The organism is Micromonospora sp. NPDC005161, from assembly GCF_053599855.1.
In genome coordinates this window covers 212,330-236,995 of the sequence record NZ_JBSFYQ010000007.1, presented here as the reverse complement: position 1 = coordinate 236,995, position 24,666 = coordinate 212,330, and the positions used below count along the sequence as shown (strand labels likewise).

The 24,666-nt window shown below is 72.5% G+C and carries 19 protein-coding genes and 1 tRNA gene; 11 read left to right on the top strand and 9 right to left on the bottom strand.

Annotation, left to right across the window (positions count from 1 at the left end):
- The first annotated feature begins 502 nt into the window (after positions 1–502).
- Positions 503–1,300, top strand: a complete 798-nt coding sequence (gene erm, locus ACWD5O_RS09990) for an ErmE/ErmH/ErmO/ErmR family 23S rRNA (adenine(2058)-N(6))-methyltransferase (RefSeq protein ID WP_450085054.1) — start codon at positions 503–505, stop codon at positions 1,298–1,300.
- 11 nt (positions 1,301–1,311) lie between these two features.
- Here the strand turns inward: erm and ACWD5O_RS09985 are convergent, their stop codons facing one another.
- Positions 1,312–1,503 (bottom strand): DUF2795 domain-containing protein, encoded by a 192-nt coding sequence (locus tag ACWD5O_RS09985; protein WP_354963815.1) that lies wholly within the window; start codon positions 1,501–1,503, stop codon positions 1,312–1,314.
- A 118-nt stretch (positions 1,504–1,621) separates the two neighbouring features.
- Between ACWD5O_RS09985 and ACWD5O_RS09980 the strand changes: the two genes are divergently transcribed.
- Entirely contained in the window at positions 1,622–2,878 is a 1,257-nt protein-coding gene (locus tag ACWD5O_RS09980) for an erythromycin esterase family protein (protein ID WP_450085053.1), read from the top strand.
- Positions 2,879–2,899: 21 nt separating this feature from the next.
- Here ACWD5O_RS09980 and ACWD5O_RS09975 read toward each other — a convergent pair whose 3' ends face one another.
- The 3 genes from ACWD5O_RS09975 to ACWD5O_RS09965 all read right to left on the bottom strand — a co-directional run bounded on the left by ACWD5O_RS09975 (position 2,900) and on the right by ACWD5O_RS09965 (position 6,232).
- On the bottom strand, positions 2,900–5,116 hold the full coding sequence (locus ACWD5O_RS09975; RefSeq protein WP_450085052.1) for an MMPL family transporter: 2,217 nt from the start codon (positions 5,114–5,116) through the stop codon (positions 2,900–2,902).
- Complete coding sequence (locus ACWD5O_RS09970; protein WP_450085051.1) at positions 5,116–5,703, bottom strand: TetR/AcrR family transcriptional regulator; 588 nt, start codon at positions 5,701–5,703, stop codon at positions 5,116–5,118. The genes ACWD5O_RS09975 and ACWD5O_RS09970 overlap by 1 nt, the downstream gene beginning before the upstream one ends.
- Before the next feature lie 100 nt (positions 5,704–5,803).
- Positions 5,804–6,232 (bottom strand): winged helix-turn-helix transcriptional regulator, encoded by a 429-nt coding sequence (locus tag ACWD5O_RS09965; protein WP_450085050.1) that lies wholly within the window; start codon positions 6,230–6,232, stop codon positions 5,804–5,806.
- Positions 6,233–6,308: 76 nt separating this feature from the next.
- Here ACWD5O_RS09965 and ACWD5O_RS09960 point away from each other — a divergent pair, with 76 nt between their 5' ends.
- Together ACWD5O_RS09960 and ACWD5O_RS09955 are read left to right on the top strand one after the other, a co-directional pair.
- A complete protein-coding gene (locus ACWD5O_RS09960) occupies positions 6,309–7,760 on the top strand; it encodes an MFS transporter (protein ID WP_354963820.1) in 1,452 nt (483 codons plus the stop codon).
- A 31-nt stretch (positions 7,761–7,791) separates the two neighbouring features.
- On the top strand, positions 7,792–8,751 hold the full coding sequence (locus ACWD5O_RS09955; protein ID WP_450085049.1) for a DNA polymerase domain-containing protein: 960 nt from the start codon (positions 7,792–7,794) through the stop codon (positions 8,749–8,751).
- Between the two features lie 76 nt (positions 8,752–8,827).
- On the opposite strand, the gene ACWD5O_RS09950 is transcribed toward ACWD5O_RS09955, so the two are convergent.
- The 5 genes from ACWD5O_RS09950 to ACWD5O_RS09930 form a co-directional block, all read right to left on the bottom strand.
- Positions 8,828–10,183: a carbohydrate-binding protein gene (locus ACWD5O_RS09950; RefSeq protein ID WP_450085048.1), complete on the bottom strand. Its 1,356-nt coding sequence runs from the start codon at positions 10,181–10,183 to the stop codon at positions 8,828–8,830.
- Between the two features lie 274 nt (positions 10,184–10,457).
- Positions 10,458–10,532 (bottom strand) — tRNA-Arg (locus ACWD5O_RS09945).
- A gap of 150 nt (positions 10,533–10,682) precedes the next feature.
- Positions 10,683–11,375, bottom strand: a complete 693-nt coding sequence (locus tag ACWD5O_RS09940) for a winged helix-turn-helix domain-containing protein (protein ID WP_450085063.1) — start codon at positions 11,373–11,375, stop codon at positions 10,683–10,685.
- Positions 11,376–11,561: 186 nt separating this feature from the next.
- The gene (locus tag ACWD5O_RS09935) at positions 11,562–12,230 is read right to left on the bottom strand and encodes a DUF305 domain-containing protein (protein WP_450085047.1); all 669 of its coding nucleotides are present in this window, start codon (positions 12,228–12,230) and stop codon (positions 11,562–11,564) included.
- Between the two features lie 8 nt (positions 12,231–12,238).
- Positions 12,239–13,039 (bottom strand): DUF3105 domain-containing protein, encoded by an 801-nt coding sequence (locus ACWD5O_RS09930; protein ID WP_450085046.1) that lies wholly within the window; start codon positions 13,037–13,039, stop codon positions 12,239–12,241.
- A 98-nt stretch (positions 13,040–13,137) separates the two neighbouring features.
- Here ACWD5O_RS09930 and argS point away from each other — a divergent pair, with 98 nt between their 5' ends.
- The 7 genes from argS to thrB all read left to right on the top strand — a co-directional run bounded on the left by argS (position 13,138) and on the right by thrB (position 24,544).
- Positions 13,138–14,805, top strand: coding sequence for an arginine--tRNA ligase (gene argS, locus ACWD5O_RS09925; protein WP_450085045.1), 1,668 nt, complete (start codon positions 13,138–13,140; stop codon positions 14,803–14,805).
- 1 nt (position 14,806) lies between these two features.
- Positions 14,807–16,192, top strand: a complete 1,386-nt coding sequence (lysA, locus tag ACWD5O_RS09920) for a diaminopimelate decarboxylase (RefSeq protein WP_450085044.1) — start codon at positions 14,807–14,809, stop codon at positions 16,190–16,192.
- Between the two features lie 8 nt (positions 16,193–16,200).
- Positions 16,201–17,511 (top strand): homoserine dehydrogenase, encoded by a 1,311-nt coding sequence (locus ACWD5O_RS09915; protein WP_450085062.1) that lies wholly within the window; start codon positions 16,201–16,203, stop codon positions 17,509–17,511.
- A 139-nt stretch (positions 17,512–17,650) separates the two neighbouring features.
- A complete protein-coding gene (gene thrC / locus ACWD5O_RS09910; protein ID WP_354963827.1) occupies positions 17,651–18,700 on the top strand; it encodes a threonine synthase in 1,050 nt (349 codons plus the stop codon).
- A gap of 149 nt (positions 18,701–18,849) precedes the next feature.
- Entirely contained in the window at positions 18,850–22,137 is a 3,288-nt protein-coding gene (locus ACWD5O_RS09905) for an efflux RND transporter permease subunit (RefSeq protein WP_450085043.1), read from the top strand.
- Positions 22,138–22,290: 153 nt separating this feature from the next.
- Positions 22,291–23,535, top strand: coding sequence for an MFS transporter (locus tag ACWD5O_RS09900; protein WP_450085042.1), 1,245 nt, complete (start codon positions 22,291–22,293; stop codon positions 23,533–23,535).
- 70 nt (positions 23,536–23,605) lie between these two features.
- Positions 23,606–24,544 carry a homoserine kinase gene (thrB, locus tag ACWD5O_RS09895; RefSeq protein ID WP_450085061.1) on the top strand — a complete coding sequence of 313 codons (939 nt, stop codon included), beginning with the start codon at positions 23,606–23,608 and terminating at the stop codon, positions 24,542–24,544.
- The last annotated feature ends 122 nt before the right edge of the window (positions 24,545–24,666 follow it).

Below are 24,666 nucleotides of genomic sequence, written 5' to 3'. Positions count from 1 at the left end.
GCCGGGTGTCGGTCACCGCGGTGGCGGTCGCCGTACGCGGACCGGGGTCGGAGGTTTGCGTCAACCGGCGCGGCGTGTCGTGACGCAAACCTCTTGATCAACAGGCGGCGGGGGCGGGTGGGCGTTAATCGGTGGGGTTGACGTGGGGGGTTGGTTAGGGTGGCGGGATGTTTACGCATGCCCTGATCGAGGGGGTCGGTACGCCGGCCGCCTGGGGCCTGATGCTGGTGTCCCGCCCGCGAGTCCGGCGTCCGGCCCTGGCCGGCCGGGACGCGACCCGCCGCTGATCGGTCCATCTCCGCGGTGCGCCGGGGTTGAGCCCCGCCGCTGCTGATCGGCTCATTCCTGCCGCCGCACGGGGCTGCCGCCCCGTCGCCGCCGCACCTTCGCGTACCCGTGTCATCGTCCAGGGCCGTCCGAGTCCCGATCCACTCGGACAGGCCCGGAATCCCGGCTGCCTGTCCAGCCCGTCGCCGAACGGCGACAGACAGGACGACGACCCGTGGCGCCCCGCAACTTCCGACCAACCGAACGCGACCGGTCCCGTCGCGTACTCAGCCAGAACTTTCTCGTCGACCGGGCCGCGGTGGCACGGCTCGTCCGCGCGGCCGACCCCGATCCGGACGGGCTCCTGCTGGAGGTCGGCGCCGGTCGCGGCCAGCTGACCCGACCACTCGCCGCCCGCTGCGGGCGACTGACGGCGTACGAGGTGGACCCGGCCGCCGGCCGGGAGCTGGTTGCCGTCTGCGCGGCCCTGCCCAACGTCGAGCACCGGCAGGCCGACTTCCTCGCCGCCGAGCCGCCACCGGAGCCGTTCGCGGTGGTCGGCAACATCCCGTGGTCGCTGACGTCCGCGGTGGTGCGGTGGTGCCTGGCCGCGCCCCGGTTGCGCTCGGCCACCCTGCTCACCCAGCTGGAGTACGCCCGTCGCCGCAGTGGCGACTACGGCCGGTGGACCCGGCTCACCGTGTCGACCTGGCCGGAGGTCGACTGGCGGCTTGCCGGGCGGGTGCCGCGTACCGCGTTCCGGCCGGTGCCTGCGGTGGATGCCGGGATCCTGCGGATCGACCGACGGGCGGAGCCGCTGCTGCCCCGGGCCGCCCTGCCGGCGTACCGAAGGCTGGTGGCGGTGGGCTTCGAGGGCGTCGGCGGTTCGCTGGCGGCGACCCTGCGCCGGCACCACCCGCCGGCCCGGGTGGCCGCGGCGCTGCGCGCCACCCGGACGGCGCCGGACACCCCGGTCGGGTACGTCTGGCCGGAGCAGTGGCTGGTCCTCTTCCGACTGCTGCACGCCCGCTGACCGCAGCGGGGTCAGGAGAGGGTTGTCAGCGCCGCGTTCAGCTCGTCCGGGGACTCGAACTGCTCCATCGGCAACGCCTGGAACATCTGCAACATCGCCGTGCTGGCCCCGTTCTCCTGGCCCCAGCGGACCAGGTCCTCGCGGGAGACCGGGTAGTCGAGCCCGGCCAGGTACTCCTGCAACTGAATCCCGGTGACGGTCATGCCGGCCGGCTACCCGCTCGCCGCACGCGTACACCGGTCGGCCGGGCGGCCGGCGGACGGCGTGTCGCCCGGCGGCGCGCCGACGGTTTGTCGAAGCGGCCGCCGGGTAGCCGCGGACATGCTGGTTCAGCGGCTCGGCGCGCCGAGCGACTTCGACCCGTTGCTGGAGCGCGTCCGGGACGCCCGGGTGGTGATGATCGGCGAGTCCACCCACGGCAGCTACGACTACTACCGGCTGCGCGAGCAGCTCACCCGCCGGCTGATCGCGGAGTGCGGCTTCTCGTTCGTGGCCGTCGAAGGCGACTGGCCGGACTGTGACCGGGTGCACCGCTCGGTCACCGGTGCGCCGGGCGGCGCTCCCGACCCGCAGACGGCGCTCGAGCGGTTCGAGCGGTGGCCGACCTGGATGTGGGCCAACGCCGAGGTGGCCCGGTTCTGCCGCTGGCTGCGGGCGTGGAACCTGGAGCGCGCGGAGGGCCAACGGGCTGGATTCCACGGGCTCGACGTGTACAGCCTCTGGGAGTCGATGCAGGCGATCTTCGACTATCTGGGGGAGGAGGATCCGACCTCGCTGGAGGCGGCGCAGGACGCGTACCGGTGCTTCGAGCCGTACGGCAAGCGGGTCGAGGAGTACGGCGCGGCCAGCCGGTTCGTCTCCGCCCGGTGCGAGGAGGAGGTGGTGCGACTGCTGGCCAGGACCCGGGAGCAGGCCCTCTCCGACGGCCCGGACCGCTTCTCGGCTTGGCAGAACGCGGAGGTGGTGGCCGGCGCGGAGCGTTACTACCGGGCGATGGTGACCGGCGGACCGGATTCGTGGAACATCCGCGACATCCACATGCAGGACACCCTGGACCGGCTGCTGGACCGGTACGGCCCGGACGCCCGTGGGATCGTCTGGGCGCACAACACCCACGTCGGGGACGCTCGGGCCACCGACATGGTCACCGACGGGATGATCAACATCGGCCAGTTGGCCCGGGAGCGGCACGGCGACGACGCCGTGGCGCTGATCGGCTTCGGCAGCTACCGGGGTACGGCGATCGCCGCCCCCCGATGGGGGTCACCGGCCGAGGCGATGGTCGTCCCGCCGGCCCGGGAGGGATCGGTGGAGCGGCGGCTGCACCAGCTGATGCCGGAGCGGGCGGTGCTGGTCTTCGGCGGCGACGACCAGCCGGGCTGGGTCACCGGCACCGCGGACCACCGGGCGATCGGAGTGGTCTACGACCCGTCCTTCGAGTCCTGGGGCAACTACGTGCCCACCCGACTCGGCGAACGCTACGACGCCTTCATCTGGTGCGACGAGACCACCGCCCTGCACCCGCTGCCCGTCCCGGCCGTCTCCGGCGAGATGGAGACCTACCCCGCCGGCGTCTGACCGGGCCGGGCAGCGGGAGGGTCAAACGCCGGCCGGGGTGCGGTCCGTGAGCTTCGCGCGGAGGCCTTCACCCTCGATGTCGACGTTCGGTAGGGCGCGGTCGAGCCAGCGGGGGAGCCACCAGGCGCGGTCGCCGAGCAGCGACATCACCGCGGGAACGATGGTCATCCGCACCACGAAGGCGTCGATGGCCACACCCACGGCGAGCGCGAAGCCCATCGACTTGATCACCGGATCCTCCAGGAAGACGAAGCCTCCGAAGACCGAGATCATGATGAGTGCGGCGGCGGTGACCACCCGGGCGCCGTGCCCCATGCCGCTGATGGTGGCCTGCCGGGCCGACTCGCCGTGCACGAAGTCCTCCCGCATGCGGGACACCAGGAACACCTCGTAGTCCATCGCGAGCCCGAACAGGATCCCGATGAGCAGGATCGGCAGGAAGCTGATCAGCGGGCCCGGGGTGTCCAGGCCGACGAGGTCGGCGAGGTGCCCCTGCTGGAAGACCCCCACCGTGATGCCGAACGTGGCGGCGACGGTCAGCAGGAAGCCCAGCGCGGCCTTGACCGGCACCAGCAGCGAGCGGAACACCAGCATCAGCAGCAGCACCGAGAGCCCGACCACCAGCAGCAGGTAGACCGGCAGCGCGTCGGAGAGCTTCTCGGAGACGTCGATGCCGATCGCGGTGACACCGGTGAGCAGCACGTCCGCGTCGCGGATCCCGCCCACCGAGGCACGGATGTCGTGCACCAGGGTTTCGGTGGCCTCGTCGGTCGGGCCGGTCTTCGGCACCACCCCGAGCAGGGCGGTCCGGCCGTCCGGGCTGAGCTGCGCCGGCGCCACCGCGAGAACGTTGTCGGTGCGCTGGAGCAGCGCGGTGACCTGCGGCACCGCTGACGAGGTGGCCTGTGGCGTGTCGCCCGCGACCACCACCGCGAGGCGGCCGGTGAAGCCCGCACCGAAGCCCTCGGTGGTCAGGTCGTTCGACACCCGGGCAGGCGAGCCGGCGGCCGCCGTGGAGGCGTCCGGCAGGGCCAGCCGCATGTCCGGCGTGGGCAGCGCGAGGAGCCCGAGGCCGAGCAGGCCGACGAGGATGACCGGTACGCGGAACCGGGTGACCAGCCGCGCCCAGCGGAAGCCGAAGCCGGACCGGTCCTCGGACCGCGCCGTGGCGGTAGCCGGGCGGTCGGCGTCCGTGTCGTCGGCCGGGGTGCTGTCGGCGGTGACCGAGCGCAGCCGGCGGGGAAGCACCCGGCGACCGGCGAAGCCGAGCAGCGCGGGCTGGAGGGTGATGGCGACGAGCACCGCGACGGTGACCGTGCCGGCGGCGGCGAGACCCATCACGGTGAGGAACGGAATGTCCACCACGGCGAGCCCGGCCAGGGCGATGACGACGGTGGCGCCTGCGAAGACCACGGCGGAGCCGGCGGTACCCACGGCCCGGCCGACCGCCTCTTCGGGGGACAGACCGTCGAGCAGGTTCTGCCGGTGCCGGGAGGTGATGAACAGCGAGTAGTCGATGCCGACCGCGAGGCCGAGCATCAGCGCCAGGATCGGCGCGGTGCTGGTCAACTGGACCACGCTGCTCAGCGCGAACAGGCCGGCCATACCGGCACCCACGCCGATGAGCGCGTTGAGCATCGTCATGCCGGCGGCCACCAGCGAGCCGAACGTGATGATCAGGACGATCGCGGCGACCAGTACGCCGAGCGCCTCGGTGGAGCCGATCTCCGGCTCACCGCCCAGCACCTCGCCGCCCGGGGCGACCTGCCAGCCCTGCGCCTCGACCGCCGCGCCCACCTGCTCGTACGCGGTGCGCTGCGCGTCGGTCACGTCGTCCCCACCGGCGGCGAACTGGACCTGGACCAGCGCGTACCGGCCGTTGGGCGAGACCGCGCCGACCTGGAACGGGTCGACGGCGCCGACCACGCCGGGCAGTGTCGATGCCTGCTGGACGAGCTCCTGCACCACGGCCTGGCCCTGCGGGGTGGCCAGTTGGCCGTCGGCCGGCGCTTTGACCGCGATGGTGCCGGTGGCGCCGCTGGCTGCGGGGAACTGATCGGCCAGCAGGTCGAGCGCGCGCTGGCTCTCGGTGCCAGGCATGGTGAAGTTGCTCGCCGTCGGGCCGCGCAGGGTCGCCGCGGCCAGGCCGGCGACGACGAGTACGACGAGCCAGAGCGCGACGACGAGCCGTCGCCGGCGCAACGCGCCCCGGCCGAGCCGGTAGAGCAGGGTGGCCATCAGGTTTCCTTGTCCTCGGTCGTGGGTGGTTGGGGCAGGGGTGCGTCGACGGGTTCGACGGCCCGCCGGACGAGGGTGAGCAGAGCGGGGCGCAGCTCGTCGTCGGGAACGTCGACGAACTCGGCGCACGCCTCGGGGATGCCGGCGAGCAGCACCAGCGCGCTGATCCGCGCGCTCGGCTGCTCGGAGTGCCCGGCGAAGGCGTCCCGCAGGCGTTCCGAGATCTGCTGGATGTGTGCGAACGCCGGCTGGGCCAGCAGCTCCGGGAACTCGCCGCGGAGCAGCGCGATCTCACGCCGGAACCGCACCGCGAGGTCGACGAAGCCCACCGCGGCGACCTGCTGGGCGGCCGCGCCGGTCAGGCCGGTGAGCCGGTCGTCGAGGTCCCGAAGCACCGCGATGGCCGGGGCCATCAGCTCGGCGAGCAGGGCTTCCTTGTTGGCGAAGTGGTAGAGCACGGTGGCCTTGGAACAGCCGACCTCGCGGGCGATGTCCTGCAACGAGGTGCCCCGGTAGCCGGTCACCGCGAACCGTCGCGCCGCCACGGCGAGGATCTCGCCATGCGTCTCGGACACTGCTCTGGCCATCACTGGTCCACCTCCGTGAACCAGCATGCCTGACCGATCGGTCAGAGCCTGACCGATCGGTCAGATTGATCTCGTGGCGTTCCCCACACCTCGGCCTGGTTTAGCCGGCGTGCTCCTGGTCGTACCTGGTCCGCGCCTCGGCGATGGTCCGGCGGTGCCGCTCGGCCCAGCTGGTCAGCGCCACCAGCGACTCGTAGAGCTCCAACGCCATCGGGGTCGCCGTGTACTCGACCTTGGGTGGGACGGTCGGATAGACCGTGCGGTGCAGCAGGCCGTCGCGTTCCAGGTTGCGCAGGGTCAGCGTGAGCATCCGGCGGCTGATCCCCTCGATGTGCCGCTCCAGTTCGGTGAAGCGCACCGGGCCGTTCGAGGCGGACACCAGGATGCTGATGCTCCACTTGCCGCCGACCCGGTCGAGCACCTCGCGGACGGTGCACGCCCGGGCCTGACCTGTGGTGAACGGCACGTTCCCCGGCGCGCAGGTCAGCTCGACCAGCGCGGACACATCGCTGTTCCTCTGGGACATCACAGTGCCTCCTTCCGCCCTCACTCATGGTCACAGACGATGGCGTCGGTAACAAACCATGCACCAAGGAGGCGTTCCGATGGACCGTTCCGTCCCGTCCCGCTGGCCGGCGCTGCTCGTGCTCTGCGCCGGCAGCCTGATGATCATCCTGGACGGCAGCGTCGTCGCGGTGGCGCTGCCCGCCGTGCAACGCGACCTGGGCTTCACCGCCGCCGGCCTGGCCTGGGTGGTCAACGCCTACCTGGTCGCGTTCGGCGGGCTGCTGCTGCTCTCCGGCCGCCTCGGCGACCTGCTCGGCCGGCGGCGGATCTTCCTGGCCGGCATCGCGCTGTTCACCCTGGCCTCGCTGGCCTGCGCATTGGCCACCGGGCCGGCCGTGCTGGTCGGGGCCCGCTTTGGCCAGGGTGTCGGCGGCGCGCTGGCCATGGCGGTCAGCCTCGGCATGATCGTCCGGCTCTATCCCGAGCCGGCCGAGCGGGCCCGCGCGATCGCCGTCTTCAGTTTCACCGGGGCGGCGGGGGCGTCGGTCGGCACGGTGGCCGGTGGGGTGCTCACCGAGCTGGCCGGCTGGCGGTCGATCTTCCTGGTCAACCTGCCGATCGGGGCGGCCATCGTGCTGGCCGCCGTCCGCCGGCTCCCCGCCGAGCGGGGCATCGGCCTGCGGTCGGGCCTGGACCTGCCCGGCGCGCTGCTCGCCACCGCCGGACTGATGGCCGCCGTGCTGGGCATCGTGGGGACCGGTGAGCACGGCTGGACCAGCCCAAGGACCCTCGGCGCGGCGGCGCTCGCGGCGTTGCTGCTCAGCGGGTTCGCGGTCCGCCAGCGGGTGGCGCCCGTCCCGCTTCTGCCGGCCCGCGTGCTGCGCGTCCCCGGCCTGGTCGCGGCGAACGCCGTGCAGTTCCTCATGATCTCCGGGTACTTCGGCTTCCAGTTCCTGCTCGCCGTGGAGCTGCAACTGGTGCTCGGGCTGGACGCGGCGGCGACCGGCTGGGCCTTCCTGCCCACCCCGGTGGTGATCGCGGTGGTGTCGCTGGGCCTGGCCGGTCGGCTGATCGCCCGGTGGGGCGCCCGGGCCGTGCTGCTGGCCGGGCTCGGCCTGGCCACCGTCGGTTTCCTGCTGCTCGGTCGGCTGCCCGCCGACGGCGGCTACCTTGCCGACGTGCTTCCCGCGATGCTGATCTTCGGGGTGGCCGGTGGCCTGACCCTGCCGGCGGTCACCACGCTCGCCATGGCCGGCGCGACCGACGCGGACGCCGGGCTGGCGTCCGGGCTGGCCAACACCACCCAGCAGGTCGGCGGGGCGGTCGGGCTGGCCGCGCTGGCGACCCTGGCCGCCACGCGCACCGAGGGTCTGCGGGCCGCCGGCTGGGCCGAGGTGGCAGCACTGGCCGGCGGCTACCGGATCGCGTTCACCGTCGCCGCCGCCCTGGTGGTCGCCGCGCTGCTGGTCGCGCTGACCACGCTGCCGGGTGCCCGGCGCGCCGCGCCGCGCGCCGGAATCGAGCGGCAGCGAAGCGCCGCGTCCAGTTGACCGACGGCGTCGGGGCCGGGAGGGTGAGCGGGTGAGCGAGGCTGACGAAACCCGGGACGGGGTGGCCCTGACCAACCTCGACCAGCCGCTGTCCGACCGCGACGACGCGACCAAGCGCGACCTGGTCGACTACCTCGACGCGGTCCGGGACCGGATCCTCCCGCAGCTGCGGGACCGGCCGTTGTCGGTGATCCGGGTCCGCCCCGGCCAGCCGCCGTTCATGCAGAAGAACCTGCCCCGCTACACCCCGGACTGGGTCCGCCGGGTGCCGGTCTGGGCCGAGGCGTCACACCGGGAGGTCTCGTACGCCCTCTGCGACGACCGGCGCACCCTGCTCTGGTTCGCCAACCAGCGGGCGGTGGAGTACCACCCGACGCTGGCCACCGCGGCGGACCTGCACCGCCCGACCCACCTGGTGCTCGACCTGGACCCGCCGGAGGGGGACGGGTTCGGCGCGGCGGTCGGCGCCGCGCTGCTGGTCCGCCAGGCGCTCGCCGACGCCGGCCTGTCCGGGGCGGTCAAGACCAGCGGCGCCAAGGGGGTGCACGTCTTCGTCCCGATCTCCGACGGCCCCACGGCCGAGGAGCTGGCCGCCGCCACCCGGGCGGTGGCCGCCCGGGCCGAGCGGCTGGACCCGGCGCTGGCCACTACGGCGTTCATCCGGGAGGACCGGGGCGGCCGGGTCTTCGTGGACGCCACCCGGGCCGGTGGGGCGACCGTGGTGGCCGCGTACAGCCCGCGGCTGCGACCCGGGCTGCCGGTCTCGTTCCCGGTCGACTGGGCCGACCTGACCGAGGTGACCCCGGCCGACTTCACCATCCGGACCGTGCCGGCTCTGGTGGCCGGGGCCGATCCGTGGGCCGCCTCGATGCCGGCGCCGCAGCCGCTGCCCGCCGACCTCGTGGCCGAGGGGCGGACCATCCCGGTGGCCCGGGTGCAGGCCATGCACGAGGGCAAGCGCCGGGCCCGCGCCCGCCGCGAAGCCGGCTGACGGTACGCCCCGACGAGCCGTGGTCTCCGCGGGCGAGGGCGCTCCCGCGGAGACCATCAGCTGGGGTGATGCGCTTTCAGCGTCCCTGCAGACGCTTCACGTTGTCGCCGAACGTCCAGCCCTTCGACCCGTCCCAGTTCGCCGACCAGGTCATCAGACCCTTGATGCCGGGTACGGAGTTCGACGCCTGCGTGACCAGCGACGTCGGCATGTAGCCGCCGCCCGCACCGGTCTGCGCGGGCAGGCCCGGAACCTGCTTGTCGTACGGCACGCGGATGGTGGTGCCCTGGATGGTCAGGCCGTTGTTCAGGCACTGCGTCTGCACCGTGAAGCCCTGCACGGTGCCGGCGGGGTACGAGTCGCCCGCGCAGCCGTACATGCTGCCGTTGTAGTACTGCATGTTCAGCCACCAGAGCCGGCCGTTGTCCACGTACTTCTTGATGATGGGCAGGTAGGAACCCCAGATCGAGCCGTAGACCACGCTGCCGCCGGTGACGTAGGCCGTCTCCGGCGCCATGGTCAGGCCGAAGTTCGACGGCATCCGGGCCAGCACTCCGTCGATGATCCGGATCAGGTTGGCCTGCGACGTGGACAAGGTGTTGATGTTGCCGCTACCGGTCAGGCCGGTCTCGATGTCGATGTCGATGCCGTCGAAGTGGTAGGCCGTCAGGATCGGCACGATCGTCGCGATGAACCGGTCGGCGACCGCGCTGGAGCTCAGGTCGATGCCCGCCGCGGCCCCGCCGATCGACATCAGGATGGTGGCGCCAGCGGCCTTGGCCTGGCACATCTCGGCCGGGGTGGCCACCTTCACGCCAGCGTCCATGCCGTTCTCCCAGAGCACCGTGCCGTCCGCGCGGATCACCGGGAAAGCCGCGTTGATCACGTTGTAGCCGTGCTGGCTGAGCCGGCTGTCGGTGATCGGGATCCACCCGAGGCCGGGGTGCACGCCGTTGGAGGCGCCATCCCAGTTCTCCCAGTAGCCCTGCAGCACCTTGCCAGCGGGCCGCGACTTCACCCCGCAGGTCCCACCGGTCGGTGGCGGGGTGGTTGGTGGCGGCATGGTTGGTGGCGGCGTGGTCGGCGGAGGCGTGGTCGGCGGAGGCGTGGTGGGTGGAGGTGTGGTCGGCGGCGGGGTGCCTCCCGAGCACGCGCCCAGGTCACGCCACAGCGACGGGGTCGCGGCCGGGTTCCAGCCGGCGCCGGGGTGTGCCGTGTGGGTGACCAGAGCCTGGTAGAGCCGACCGCCGTAGGTGACCTGCCCGCCCGCCGGGTAGGTGTTGCCCTCGGCCCAGGCCGGCGCGGTGCAGGCGACCAGCACGGCGGCGTCCGCCGACGACACGGCGGCCATGCTGGTGGGGACGAAGGCGACGGCGGTCGCGACGGTCATCGCCGCCCCGGCTGCCACTGCGAAAATTCGACGGCTTCTCATGGCTCACTCCCCAGGCTTCGACGACCCGCGACCTCCACATATTGACGTTCGTGAAGCTTAATATCAAGGGTTGTTAACAGATACCAGGGCGTCCCCCCAGCGCCGAGCGCCCCGCCCACCGGGGAAGATCGCGCTCGATCCAGGAGGCAGTGGGATCATCGACGCGGCGAGGCCACTACTTCCGGCATCAAGCGCGATCTTGGGCTCGGCGCGCGGTCTGGCGGGCCTGGGAAGCGGCGAAGCCCGGGCCGTCGGCCCGGGCTTCGGTGTTCTTTGGTGCCCCCGGCAGGATTCGAACCTGCGCCCCCGCCTCCGGAGGGCGGTGCTCTATCCCCTGAGCTACGGGGGCTCAGCGACTGGAGAAGACTAGCAAACCTCCATCACGAACGCCGAATCGGTATCCGGTGCCCCGATCGTGTCGCCGATTGCCCGATGCCCCTGGTGGTCAGGCCGCCCGGCCGCCCGAAACGAGGCCGCCCGGCCGCCCGGAACGGGACGGTCAGGCCGCGACCACCCGGCCGCAACTGGGCAGCGGGTGCAGCACGATCCGCCGGGGAAGCCGGCGCGGCCACTCGTTGCGCGGCCACGAGCCGTCCACGATCAGGTGCACGGTGCGCTGCTCCTCGCCGCTGAGTCGCAACACGAAGTCGCGAGGGAGTGGCGGGTCGACCGTCGGTGTGGTGATCATGAAGCGCACCCGGCCGCGGGACGAGACGGCGGAGATCACGTCGGCCGCCGGCATGGTGCCGCGCAGCCGCACCCGGCCGATCCAGTAGACCTCGGCGAGGTGCTCCTGGGCGGACCGGGTGATCGTCGGGTACTCGCTGCGTACCCAGCGTTCGACCGCGCTGACGCAGAGCCCGCAGGCGCGCTCGCGCGGCTCCCGCGGACCCAACCCCCAGGCCCGCAGGTACGCCCCGACCGCGCCCGCGTCCAGCGGCAGGTCGAACCGGCGCTGGATGAGCGTGGTGAGGCTCTGCCGCGTCCACAGCTCCTCGTCCAGGCCGAATTCGCCGGGGTGGACGCCCCGCAGCACGTCGATCAGTTCGAGTTCCTGTTCGCGGCTGAGCATTCCCGGCTCGCCCTGCCGCTGTCCGCGACGGACGGCTGCCACCGCCCCGTCACCGCCGATGGTGTGGCGCCGGCACCAGCTGGTGACCGAACGCCGTGCGTCTCTGAGTGCAACCCCCACGTCTTGGGCAACGAGCCCGAATCGCAACTGGTCACGATATGTGTGGAGAAAACTCTCTAAGCAACGTAATCGGTTGGACCGACCAAAACGCCCAAAGGGGATGAGAGGGGGCAAGGCGTATCAGGAGGGCCCGCGCCCCGCCGGTTTCACGGCGGTGACGCGGGCCCGGTGTGCCCGTACGGTGGATCAGCCCTTGGCCTGCGCCTGGAGCTGCCGGAGGTTGTTCAGCTCGTTCTGTTGGGTGGCCTTCATGGTGCGCGTCACCCGAAGCACCTCGGCGTTGTCGGTCTCGCCGAGCACGGCGTCGATCATGTGGATGCCGCCGAGGTGATGGTTGATCATCAGGGTCAGGAACTGCCGGTCGACCTCGACGCCCTGGGCGTCGCGCAGCCCGGCCATCTCCTGCGGGGTCGCCATCCCCGGCATCAGCCCGTTCTTCACGGTCGCCCCGTCGGACATCCACGACATCGGAGGCTGCGACCCGGTCGGGCTCAGCTCCCACTCCCGCAGCCAGGTCTGCATGGCGCCGATTTCGCCCTGCTGCCCGGTGGCGATGTCCACGGCCATCTGCCGTACCCCGGGCAGCGTCGCCGACCGGTAGGCGGTCAGGCTCATCTCCACCGCCTGGGTGTGGTGCGTCGTCATGTCCCGAGCGAAGCCCGCCTCGACCGAGGTGTCACCGGGGCGGGTGAGGCCCGGGGTGAGCAGGCCGCCGGCGTACCCGAGGAGCAGGCCCACCACCAGCATGGCGGCCAGGGCCAGTACGCCGTAGCGCCGCGCCGCGGGCCGGTCGCCCCGATCCGGGGCGACCGGAGCCTCGTCGTGCTCGCTGTCGGTCGTGGCGGGAGCAGTCATCGCCGTCCTTACTGGGTGGGCATCTGGGCGTCGAGGTCACGCGGCGTGGTGCCGGTGGCGGTGACACCCTGGTTGCAGAGTGCGGTCGGGCCCTCGACGGAGGCGTTCACGCGCAGGTCCTTGATGAACTCGTCGATCCGCTTGTCGTCGGCGTTGTCGACCTTGAGCTGGAAGCCCCAGGCCTGGAGCGAGATCGGCTTGTCCAGGCCCTCGTACGGGCTCATCATCGTCTTCTCGACGCCACGCACCTTGCCGGCGAGCTTGTCGACCTGGTCCTTCGGCAGGTCCGGGCGGTAGGTGATCCACACCGCGCCGTGCTCCAGGCTGTGCACCGCGTGCTCGTTGGCGATCGGGGCGTCGTACACCTCGCCCATGCAGTTCTGCCAGGCGGCGTTGTGCACCCCACCCACCGGCGGCGAGACCTTCCAGGTCAGCGGGCCGGACTTGTGCGCCTCGTACTTCAGGCTTTCCGGGTCCGACTTGCGGATGTTGACGATGCCGTCGATGGCGTTCGCCCGCTTGTCCCACGGCTTGGCGCCCTGGAACGACGCCCAGGCGCCGTAGCCGATGATGCCGGCCGCGAGCACGCCCACGGCGACGAAGAGAGCGATCGGGCCCCAGGCCCGGCCCTGGCTCACCTTGACCGGGGCGATCGGCTTGCGGGGACCCTTGCCACCTGCCCGCGGAGTGCCCGCCGGCTTGCCGGAGCCGGCCTTGGCGCCGGACGCCGGCCGGCCCGCGGCCGGCTTCTTGCCGGTGCTGACCACGGTCGGGCGGCGCTCAGGGCCACCCGGGGTGCTGATGCTCATCGTGCCTCGTCAGGTCGGTTGGTCAGGGGAGGTGGCGGGCCGGATGACGCGCAGGGTCGCCGCCGAGTGCCCGAGTCTACCCCCGATAACATGGTTCGGTGACTCCTGCAGAACTAGCCTCGGTCGTCCTCACCGCTGCCCACGCCGTCTTCGCCGAGCGTGGCCTGGACCACGCCGCGCTGCCGGAGCGTACGGCGGTGGAGCGACCCCGCAACCCCGAGCACGGCGACTACGCCTCCACGCTCGCCCTGCAGTTGAGCAAGAAGGTGGGTGTCCCGCCGCGCGAGCTGGCCGCCGCCCTGGCCGATGAGCTGGGCCGGGCGCCCGGGGTCAAGTCGGTGGAGATCGCCGGTCCGGGCTTCCTGAACATCCGGCTGGACGCGGCCGCCGCCGGCCAGCTCGCCCGGGTGATCGTCGAGGCCGGCGCGGAGTACGGCCGCAGCGACCGGCTCGCCGGCGAGAAGATCAACCTGGAGTTCGTCTCGGCCAACCCGACCGGCCCGGTGCACATCGGTGGGGTCCGCTGGGCGGCCGTCGGTGACGCGCTCAGCCGGCTGCTGCGGGCCACCGGCGCCGAGGTGGGCACGGAGTACTACTTCAACGACGCCGGCTCGCAGATCGACCGGTTCGCCCGTTCGCTGCTCGCCGCCGCCAAGGGCCAGCCCGCGCCGGAGGACGGCTACGGCGGGGCGTACATCTCCGAGATCACCGCCGAGGTGCAGGCCCGCCGGCCGGACGTGCTGACCATGGACGACACCGCCGCCCAGGAGGTGTTCCGGGTCGAGGGCGTCGCGCTGATGTTCGACGAGATCCGCTCCTCGCTGCGCGACTTCGGGGTGGAGTTCGACACCTACTTCAACGAGAAGGACCTGCACGACCGGGGTGAGCTGGACCTGGCCCTGGCCCGGCTGCGCGAGCAGGGCCAGGTCTACGAGTCCGAGGGCGCCACCTGGCTGCGCACCACCGACTTCGGTGACGACAAGGACCGGGTGCTGCGCAAGTCCGACGGCGAGTGGACGTACTTCGCCGCGGACTGCGCCTACTACCTGGACAAGCGGGAGCGCGGCTTCGATCGGGTCGTGATCATGCTGGGCGCCGACCACCACGGCTACATCGGCCGGATGAAGGCGATGGCCGCGTGCTTCGGGGACGACCCGGAGCGCAACCTGGAGATCCTCATCGGCCAGCTGGTCAGCCTGCTGCGCGACGGCGCCCCGATGCGGATGAGCAAGCGGGCCGGCACGGTGATCACCCTGGAGGACCTGGTCGAGGCGATCGGCGTGGACGCCGCCCGGTACGCGTTGGCCCGCTACTCCAGCGACTCGCCGATCGACATCGACATCGAGCTGTGGACCCGGGCGACCCGCGACAACCCGGTCTACTACGTGCAGTACGTGGCGGCCCGGACGGCGGGTGTGGCCCGCAACGCCGCCGAGGTGGGGCTGCTCCAGGGCGACGCCGACGCCTTCCGCCCCGAGCTGCTCGGGCACGAGAAGGAGAACGAGCTGCTCAAGGCGCTCGCCGAGTTCCCGGCGGTGGTGGCCACCGCCGCCGAGCTGCGGGAGCCGCACCGGGTGGCCCGCTACCTGGAGGAGAGCGTCGCCGCCTCCTTCCACCGGTTCTACGACAACTGCCGGGTACTGCCGTTGGGCGACGAGGAGGTCACGGACCTGCACCGGGCACGGCTCTGGCTCAACGACGCCACCCGCACCGTGATCGCCAACGGCCTGCACCTGCTCGGCGTCTCCGCCCCCGAGAGGATGTGACATGCGCGCTCATGAGGCCGGTGCGCTGCACGCGGACATCAGCAACCGAGGGCCGGCCTGGCTGCGTACCCCGGACGACGTCAACGCCCTGATGCCGGGGCTGTGGCCGCGCACCGTGACGCGCGGCGCCGACGGCGCGCTCGCCGTCGCGGGCCTGAGCGTCCGCGACCTCGCGGCCGAGTTCGGCACCCCGGTGTACGTGCTCGACGAGGACGACCTGCGGTCGCGCTGCCGGGACTTCCGGTCCGCCTTCCCGACCGAGGACGTCTACTACGCCGGCAAGGCGTTCCTGTGCCGGGCTGTGGTCCGCATGATCGCCGAGGAGGGGCTGCACCTCGACGTCTGCACCGGCGGCGAGCTGGCGACCGCCCTCGCGGCCGGGATGCCGCCGGAGCGGATCGGCTTCCACGGCAACAACAAGTCGGTGACCGAGCTGACCCGGGCGCTGGACGCCGGTGTCGGACGGATCATCCTCGACTCGTTCACCGAGATCGACCGGCTCACCGCTCTGGCCCGCGAGCGGGGCGTCCGCCCCGGGGTCCTAGTCCGGGTCACCGTCGGGGTCGAGGCGCACACCCACGAGTTCATCGCCACCGCCCACGAGGACCAGAAGTTCGGCTTCTCCCTGGCCGGTGGGGCGGCCGCCGCGGCCGCGTTCAAGGTTCTCGACGAGGACGTGCTGGAGCTGCGCGGCCTGCACTCGCACATCGGCTCGCAGATCTTCGACGCCAGCGGTTTCGAGGTCTCCGCCCGTCGGGTGCTCGCCCTGCAGGCCCAGATCCGCGACGCGCGCGGGGTGGAGCTGCCCGAGCTGGACCTGGGCGGCGGTTTCGGCATCGCGTACACCACCCAGGACGACCCGGCCACTCCACAGGACCTGGCCAAGCGGCTCCGCAAGATCGTCGACTCGGAGTGCGCCGCCGAGCGGCTCGCCGTGCCGCGGCTCTCCATCGAGCCGGGGCGGGCCATCGTCGGGCCGTCCGTGTTCACCCTCTACGAGGTCGGCACGGTCAAGGATCTCGACGGCATCCGGACGTACGTCAGCGTGGACGGCGGGATGAGCGACAACATCCGGACCGCGCTCTACGACGCCTCGTACTCGGCGACGTTGGCCTCCCGGGCGTCGACGGCGCAGCCGATGCTCGCCCGCGTGGTGGGAAAGCACTGTGAGTCCGGGGACATCGTGGTGAAGGATGAATTCCTGCCCGCCGACGTGCAGCCCGGAGATCTTGTCGCGGTGTCCGGCACGGGCGCCTACTGCCGCAGCATGGCCAGCAACTACAACCACGTACCGCGGCCGCCGGTGGTCGCGGTACGCGACGGCCAGGCGCGTCTGATCGTCCGGCGGGAAACCGAAGAGGACCTGCTCGCATTGGATGTTGGATGACGTCACCTGTGCGCTTGGCGCTGCTCGGCTGTGGCACGGTCGGCCAGGAGGTGGTCCGGCTGCTGCACGAGCAGGGCGCCGACCTGGCCGCCCGGATCGGCGCTCCGCTGGAGATCGCCGGCATCGCCGTCCGTCGGCTCGGCCGGGACCGCGGTGACCTGCCGATCGACCCGACCCTGTTCACCACCGACGCGCTCGGCCTGATCAAGCGCGACGACGTGGACGTCGTGATCGAGGTGGTCGGCGGTATCGAGCCGGCCCGGAGCTGGCTGGTCGAGGCGCTGCGCGCCGGCAAGAGCGTGGTCACCGCCAACAAGGCGCTGCTCGCCGAGGACGGCGTGGCGCTGCACGACGCGGCGGCCGAGGGCGGTGGCGACCTCTACTACGAGGCGTCCGTGGCCGGGGCCATCCCGCTGCTGCGCCCGCTGCGCGAGTCGCTGCACGGCGACCGGATCAACCGGGTCACCGGCATCGTCAACGGCACCACCAACTTCATCCTCTCCGCCATGGACGCCACCGGCGCCGGCTTCGCCGAGGCCCTCGAAGAAGCCACCGAGCTGGGGTACGCGGAGGCCGACCCCACCGCCGACGTGGAGGGCTTCGACGCGGCGGCCAAGGCGGCGATCCTCGCCTCGCTGGCGTTCCACACCCGGGTCGGCGCCGCCGACGTGCACCGGGAGGGGATCACCGAGGTGACCGCTGCGGACGTGGCCAGCGCGCAGGCGATGGGCTGCACGATCAAGCTGCTCTGCATCGCGGCCCGGGGTGTCGAACCGGCCGGCCGGGACACGGTCAGCGTCCGGGTGCACCCGGCGATGATCCCGCGCAGCCACCCGCTGGCCAGCGTCGGCGACGCGTTCAACGCGGTCTTCGTGGAGGCGGACGCGGCCGGGGAGCTGATGTTCTACGGCCGGGGCGCGGGTGGCGCGCCGACCGCCAGCGCGGTGCTCGGCGACGTGGTGGCGGTGGCCCGCAACCGGCTCGCCGGGGTGCGCGCGGCCAGCGAGAGCGCGTACGCCGACCTGGCGGTCCGGCCGATGGGCGAGGCGCTGACCCGCTACCACGTCAGCCTGGACGTGGCCGACCGGCCGGGTGTGCTGGCCGCGGTGGCCGGCGTGTTCGCCCGGCACGACGTGTCGATCGCGACCGTGCGGCAGGGTTCGGCCGGCGGCTCGCCCGGCCGGGACGGCGACGCCGAGCTGGTGATCGTCACCCACGTGGCGCCGGACGCCGCGCTCGCCGCGACCGTGGGCGAGCTGCGCGGCCTGGACATAGTCCGGTCGGTGACCAGCGTGCTGCGGGTCGAGGGCGGGGTGTGAGTCGTTGACCCGGTGGTGGGACGGGCACGCTCGTCTTGCCAGGTGGGTAACCCGGGGTCTGCCGCCGGTCGCTCCGGCAGGCTGGTCCAGGGTGGCCTGAACCTCAGGTCGGCGCGACGGTAGAGGCGAGGAGAACGACATGTGGCGGGGTCTGATCGAGGCGTACCGGGACCGGCTGCCGGTCACCGCGGCCACGCCCGTCGTCACGCTGCACGAGGGGAACACCCCGCTGCTGCCCGCGCCGGTGCTCTCCGCCCGGATCGGGTGCGACGTGCACCTCAAGGTGGAGGGCGCCAACCCGACCGGCTCGTTCAAGGACCGCGGAATGACCGTCGCGGTCTCCAAGGCGGTCGAGGCCGGCAACAAGGCCATCATCTGCGCCTCCACCGGCAACACCAGCGCCTCCGCCGCGGCGTACGCGGCACGGGCCGGGCTGACCTGCGCGGTGTTGGTCCCGCAGGGCAAGATCGCGTTGGGCAAGCTGGCCCAGGCGCTGGTGCACGGCGCGAAGCTGCTCCAGGTGAGCGGCAACTTCGACGACTGCCTGGCGACGGCCGCCAAGCTCGCACAGGACTACCCGGTCGCGCTGGTCAACTCGGTCAACATCGACCGGCTGCACGGGCAGAAGACCGCCGCCTTCGAGATCGTCGAGGCGCTCGGTGACGCGCCTGACATCCACTGCCTGCCGGTCGGCAACGCCGGCAACATCTCGGCCTACTGGATGGGGTACTCGGAGGAGCACGCCGCCGGCGCCACCACCCGGGCGCCGAAGATGTACGGCTTCCAGGCCGCCGGGGCGGCGCCGATCGTCACCGGACAGGTGGTGGCGGAGCCGTCGACTATCGCCACCGCGATCCGGATCGGCAACCCGGCGAGCTGGACCAAGGCCCTGGACGCCCGGGACGCCTCGGGTGGCCTGATCGCGGCGGTGACCGACCGGGAGATCCTGTCCGCGTACCGGCTGCTCGCCCGTGAGGTGGGGGTCTTCGTAGAGCTGGGCAGCGCGGCCAGCGTGGCCGGTCTGCTCCAGCAGGCCGCGGTGGGCGCGATCCCGGCCGGTTCGACGGTGGTCTGCACGGTGACCGGTCACGGCCTGAAGGACCCGGAATGGGCGATCTCCACCGCGCCCGCCCCGATGACCATCGCGAACGATCCGCTGGCCGCGGCCCGCGCCCTCGATCTGGCCTGAGCGGCCACCGCGCCCGCCGGTCGTGGCCCGGCCGACCGTGGAACGCGGCGGCGTTGGGGCGGCAGGGGTCCGGCGGGGGCGGGGTGATCGAGTCAGGCACACTTTCGGGTATCCCCGCCCGCCTTCTCGTTCAGGAGTGAGCCAGGCCGATGTCGCTGCTCGCCAGATTCAGCCTCGCCAACCGAGGGCTGGTCGCCCTCATCGCGGTGGTGACCACGGCGTTCGGAGCGTTCGCCGTGCCGTCGCTGAAGCAGCAACTGCTGCCGTCGCTCGAATTCCCGGCCGCGTTCATCGTGGCCGCCTATCCCGGCGCCGGACCCGAGATCGTCGAGTCGCAGGTGACCGAGCCGATCGAGAACGCGCTCCAGGGCATTCCCGGGCTGGACCAGGTCACGTCGACCTCCCGCGAGGGGGCGGCGACCGTCCAGGTGCTGTACGAGTTCGGCACCGACCTGGACGACGTGGTCAACAAGATGCAGACCGCGCTGAGCCGGATCGACGCCCAGCTGCCGGAGAGCGTCGACCCGCAGGTCATCGCGGGCAGCACCGACGACCTGCCGGCGGTGGTGCTGGCGGCGACCGGCGCGGCGGACGAGCGGGCGCTCGCCGAGAAGCTGCGCGCGACGGTGGTGCCGGAGCTGGAGGGCATCGAGGGGGTCCGTACGGTCGAGGTGACCGGTACCCGCGACGACGTCGTGGTGGTCACCCCGGACCCGGCCAAGCTGGCTGCGGCGAAGCTCCAGCCGACCGCGATCGGCGCCGCGCTGAAGACCAACGGCGTGTCGGTGCCGGCCGGCGCGGTGACCGACGGTGGCCTGGCCCTCCCGGTGCAGGTCGGCACGCCGGTCGCCACCCTGGCCGATCTGCGCGGCATCGTGGTCGCCCCCGGGGCCGCCCCGGTGCGTCTCGGTGACGTGGCGACCGTCGAGCAGCAGCTCGCCCCGGCCACCGCGATCACCCGGACCAACGGCAAGGACAGCCTCGGCATCGCGGTCACGGCGTCGCCGGACGGCAACGCCGTGGAGATCTCGCACGAGATCCGGGACCGGCTGGCCGACCTGAAGGACGCGTCCGGCGCCGAGCTGACCGTGGTCTTCGACCAGGCGCCGTTCGTCGAGAAGTCGATCGAGTCGCTGACCACCGAGGGCCTGCTGGGCCTGCTGATGGCGGTCATCGTCATCCTGGTCTTCCTGCTGTCGGTGCGGTCGACCGTGGTCACCGCGGTCTCCATCCCGCTCTCCGTGCTGGTCGCCCTGATCGCGCTGTGGATCGGCGACTACTCGCTCAACCTGCTCACCCTCGGCGCGCTGACCATCGCGGTCGGCCGGGTGGTGGACGACTCGATCGTGGTGTTGGAGAACATCAAACGACACCTGGAGTACGGCGAGGAGAAGCGGCACGCCATCATCACCGGCGTCCGCGAGGTGGCCGGCGCGGTGACCGCGTCCACCCTCACCACGGTCGCGGTGTTCGCGCCCATCGCGCTGGTCGGCGGGTTCGTCGGGCAGCTCTTCGCGCCGTTCGCGATCACCGTGACGGTGGCGCTGCTCGCGTCGCTGCTGGTGTCGCTGACCGTGATCCCGGTGCTGGCGTACTGGTTCCTCAAGCCGCGCGGCGGCACCCCGGACGACGACGCGGTGCGCCGCGGCGCGGAGGAGAAGGAGCTGCGCAGCCCGTTGCAGCGGACGTACCTCCCGGTGATCGGGTTCGCCACCCGCAAGCGGTCCACCCGCTGGATCACCGTAGGGCTGGGCCTGCTGGTGCTCTTCGGCACCTTAGGCCTGGCCCAGAAGCTGGAGACCAACTTCCTGGACGACTCCGGTCAGGACACGCTCAGCTTCCGGCAGGAGCTGCCGGCGGGTAGCGGCCTGGCCGCCACCGACGCGGCGGCCAAGCAGGTCGAGACGGTGCTCGGGCGTACCGACGGGGTCGAGACGTACCAGGTGACCGCCGGCGGCGGGGACAACCCGTGGGCCGGCGGCGGTGGCAACAACGTCGCGAGCTGGTCCGTGGCGCTCGACGGGGACACCGACGCGAAGCAGATGCGTGAGGTGCTGCGCAAGGAGTTCGACACGCTCGGCACCGGGCTGGGCGAGATCAGCTTCGGCGGTGGGCAGGACGCCTCGACCAGCCAGCTGGAGGTGATCGTCCAGGCCAGTGACCCGGAGGTGTTGACCAGGGCCGCCGAGGCGGCCCGGACGGCGATGGTCGGGGTCCCGGACGTCGAGGACGTCACCACCAGCCTGGCCGACCGGGTGCCGCGCGTCGACGTGACCGTCGACCGGGTCGCTGCCGGCCGGGTCGGCCTCGCCGAGGCCGCGGTGGGTCAGCTCGTCTCGCAGGCGTTCCGCGGGGCGCCGTTGGGCCAGGTCACGCTCGACGGTCAGCCGCAGAACGTGGTGCTGCGGCTGGGCACGAAGCCGCCGGTGTCGGTGCAGGAGCTGCGGGCGCTGCCGGTGGGTCCGGTCAAGCTGGGCGACATCGCGGCCGTGACCCAGGGCGAGGGGCCGCAGCAGGTCACCCGGATCGATGGTGAGCGCAGCGTTTCGGTCACCGGCACGGCGACCGGCTCGAACCTGGGCGCGACCAGCCAGGAGCTGCAGAAGCGGCTGGACGCCATCGACGTGCCGGGGGCGAGCCTGACCATCGGCGGGGTCAGCGCGGACCAGGCGGACGCCTTCGGCGACCTGGGCCTGGCGGTCCTGGCCGCGATCGCGATCGTGTTCCTGATCATGGTGGCCACGTTCCGCAGCCTCACCCAGGCGCTCATCCTGCTGATCTCCATCCCGTTCGCGGCGACCGGCGCGATCGGCCTGCTGCTGGTCACCGGTACGCCGCTGGGCGTGCCGGCGTTGATCGGCGTGCTGATGCTGGTCGGCATCGTGGTCACCAACGCGATCGTGCTGCTGGACCTGATCAACCAGTACCGGGCCCAGGGCATGGGGGTCCGGGACGCGGTGGTCGAGGGCGGACGGCGCCGGCTGCGCCCGATCCTGATGACGGCGGTCGCGACCATCTTCGCGCTGCTGCCGATGGCGCTCGGGTTGACCGGCGAGGGCGGCTTCATCTCCCAGCCGCTGGCTGTCGTGGTGATCGGTGGCCTGCTCAGCTCCACGCTGCTGACGCTGATCCTGGTGCCGACGCTGTACACGATGGTGGAACACACCAAGGAATCGTTGCGGGAGCGGCGCCGCCGGCGGCGCTCCGGCGACCCGGCGGTGACCGGGCCGACCGACCCGGAGACCGCCGAGCCGGCCAGCCCGAACAAGGTGGCCGTGCCCTCCGGTGCACCGGCGGCGACGCACGCCGAGGGCTCGCAGGCGGCGGGGCGACCCGCGCCGTCGGGCGCGCTGGTGGACGGCACGGACCAGTTCGAGGTGCTACGGCTGCCCCGCAGCCGCACCTCGCCGCTGCCCCCCACGGAGCCGACCGAGTAGTCGGACCGGCACCTCGGAACGCCCTCGGCGGGTTCACCTGCCGGGGGCGTTCCGGCTCTCTGCGCGCCGACCGGTTCCGAGCGGAACCGAGGGGCCGGTCGGTGCTGCTCGCGGAGGGTATCGAGTGCGATCGACCGGGTAGCGTCGCGCTACGTGGCGTCCACCCTCTCCGTCCTGACCGGCAACCGGAGCTTTCGCAATCTCTTCCTCGCCGAGCTGGTCGTCTTCGGCGCCGACTGGTTCGTCATGGTGCCGCTGCTGGTGCTGCTGCCCCAGTTGACCGGCAGCGGGGTCTGGGGCGCGCTGGTGCTGGCGGTGGACACCGGCATCGTGGCACTGCTGCTGCCGTACACGGGCACGGTGGCCGACCGGTTCGACCGGCGCAAGGTCATGATCGCCGCGAACGTGGCGGCGCTGGCGGGCGTGCTGCTGCTGCTCGGCGTCCGGAGCGCCGGGACCGCGTGGCTGGCGCTGGTGGCGATCGGCGTGGTCGCGGTCGCCAAGGCGTTCTACTCGCCGGCCGCCCAGGCCGCGCTGCCCAACGTTCTGGAGCCGCACGAGCTGGCCGCCGGCAACGCCGTTGCCGGCTCGGCCTGGGGCACCATGACGGTGGTCGGCGCCTCGCTCGGTGGCGTGCTCAGCTCGGCCGTCGGCCCGTACGCCTGCTTCTGGGTGGCGGCGGTGGGCCTGGCGCTGGCCGCGGGCCTCGCCGGGCGGATCCGCCGGCCGTTGCAGGTGCCACGGGACGTCGACCAGCCGGCCCAGCGGACCTGGCCGGCGGTCCGCGAGGCGCTCGTCTACATCGGGCACCGGCCGCGGGTCCTGGCGCTGGTCACGGTGAAGTCGGCGGTCGGCCTGGGCAACGGTGTGCTGACGGTGTTTCCGCTGCTCGCCAGCGTGTATGGGGTCGGCTCGCTGGGCGCCGGCCTGCTCTTCGCGGTACGCGGGGCGGGGGCCCTGGTGGGGCCCATCCTGATGCGCCGGGTGCTGACCAACCGGTCCTGGCTGCTGCCGGGGCTGGCGCTGTCCATGTCGCTCTACGGCCTGTCCTACCTGGGCGCGTCGGTGGTCCGCTGGTTTCCGCTGGTGCTGCTGCTGGTCTTCGTGGCGCACTTCGCGGGCGGCAGCAACTGGGTGATGTCGAACTTCGCCCTGCAGGGCGAGGTGCCGGACCGGTTGCGCGGTCGGGTCTTCGCCACCGACATGATGCTCGCGACGCTGGCCATCTCGGTGAGCCAGCTGGCGGTGGCCCTGGTGGTGGACGTCGTGGACGAGCGCGTGGTGCTGGCCGGCTGCGGGCTGGTCACCCTCGTGTATGCGGTCGGCTGGCGGATCGCCACCCGCCGGCTCTCGCTCACCGACCCGGTCGCCGAACCGGTTCCGGACCCGGCCGGCTGAGCTCGCCGGTCCCACGCTGCGGGCGTCGGACCGGATCGTCGGTGCTGACCCCTAGCATGAGCGCGTGCCGATGAACTTCAGCGCCGGGCCGGTCCGGGTCCGGGTCCCCGCGACCAGCGCCAACCTGGGCCCGGGCTTCGACGCGCTGGGTCTCGCCCTCGGGCTCTACGACGACCTGGCGGCCGAGGTCGCGTCGGGTGGGGTCCGGGTGACGGTGACCGGGCAGGGTGCGGGTGAGCTGCCCGACGACGACCGGCACCTGGTGGTGCGGGCCATGCGGGCCGCCTTCGACGTGCTCGGTGGGCAGCCCGCGGGGCTGATCGTGGAGTGCGTCAACCGGATCCCGCAGGCCCGTGGGCTGGGCTCCTCGTCCGCCGCGATCGTCGCCGGGGTGCTGCTGGCCCGCGCCCTGGTCGCCGACGGGGAGCACCGGCTGGACACGGCGGCCGTGCTCCGGCTGGCCGCCGAGATCGAGGGCCATCCCGACAATGTCGCGCCGTGCCTGCTCGGCGGCTTCACGCTGGCCTGGTCCGAGCCGACCGGCGCTCGCGCGGTGTCCCTGGCCGTCGCCGACGGGGTGCGGCCGACAATTTTCGTGCCTTCGGAGCGGGGGCTGACCGCGACCGCGCGGGCCGCGTTGCCGGCCACCGTGCCGCATGGCGACGCCGCGTTGACCGCTGGGCGGGCGGCGCTGCTGGTGCACGCGCTGACCGCGGACCCGTCGCTGCTGCTGCCCGCCACCGTCGACCGGCTCCACCAGGCCTACCGCGCACCGGGGATGCCGGGCACATCGGCCCTGGTCAACGCATTGCGAGCGGCCGGTGTGGCGGCTGTTGTCAGTGGGGCCGGGCCGACCGTGCTGGCGCTCAGCGAGCCGCCGCCAAGCCTCCCGGTGGGAACAGATTGGCAGATCTGGCAGTTACCGATAGACGTCAGCGGTGCGCGGGTTGCTCGGGGTAGACTTGGACACGCCGAGCGGGACCCTGTTGCCGCAGGTCGGAAGAGTTGATTACGCTCTAGACCTAGCACAGCCGCGAAGCACGCGATCTCCTGCGGGGCGGCGCACCCCCGAAGCTCTCGGCGGTCAGCCCGTCACCCCTGCCAAGGCCCACGCCGCGCCGCAGTTTCCAC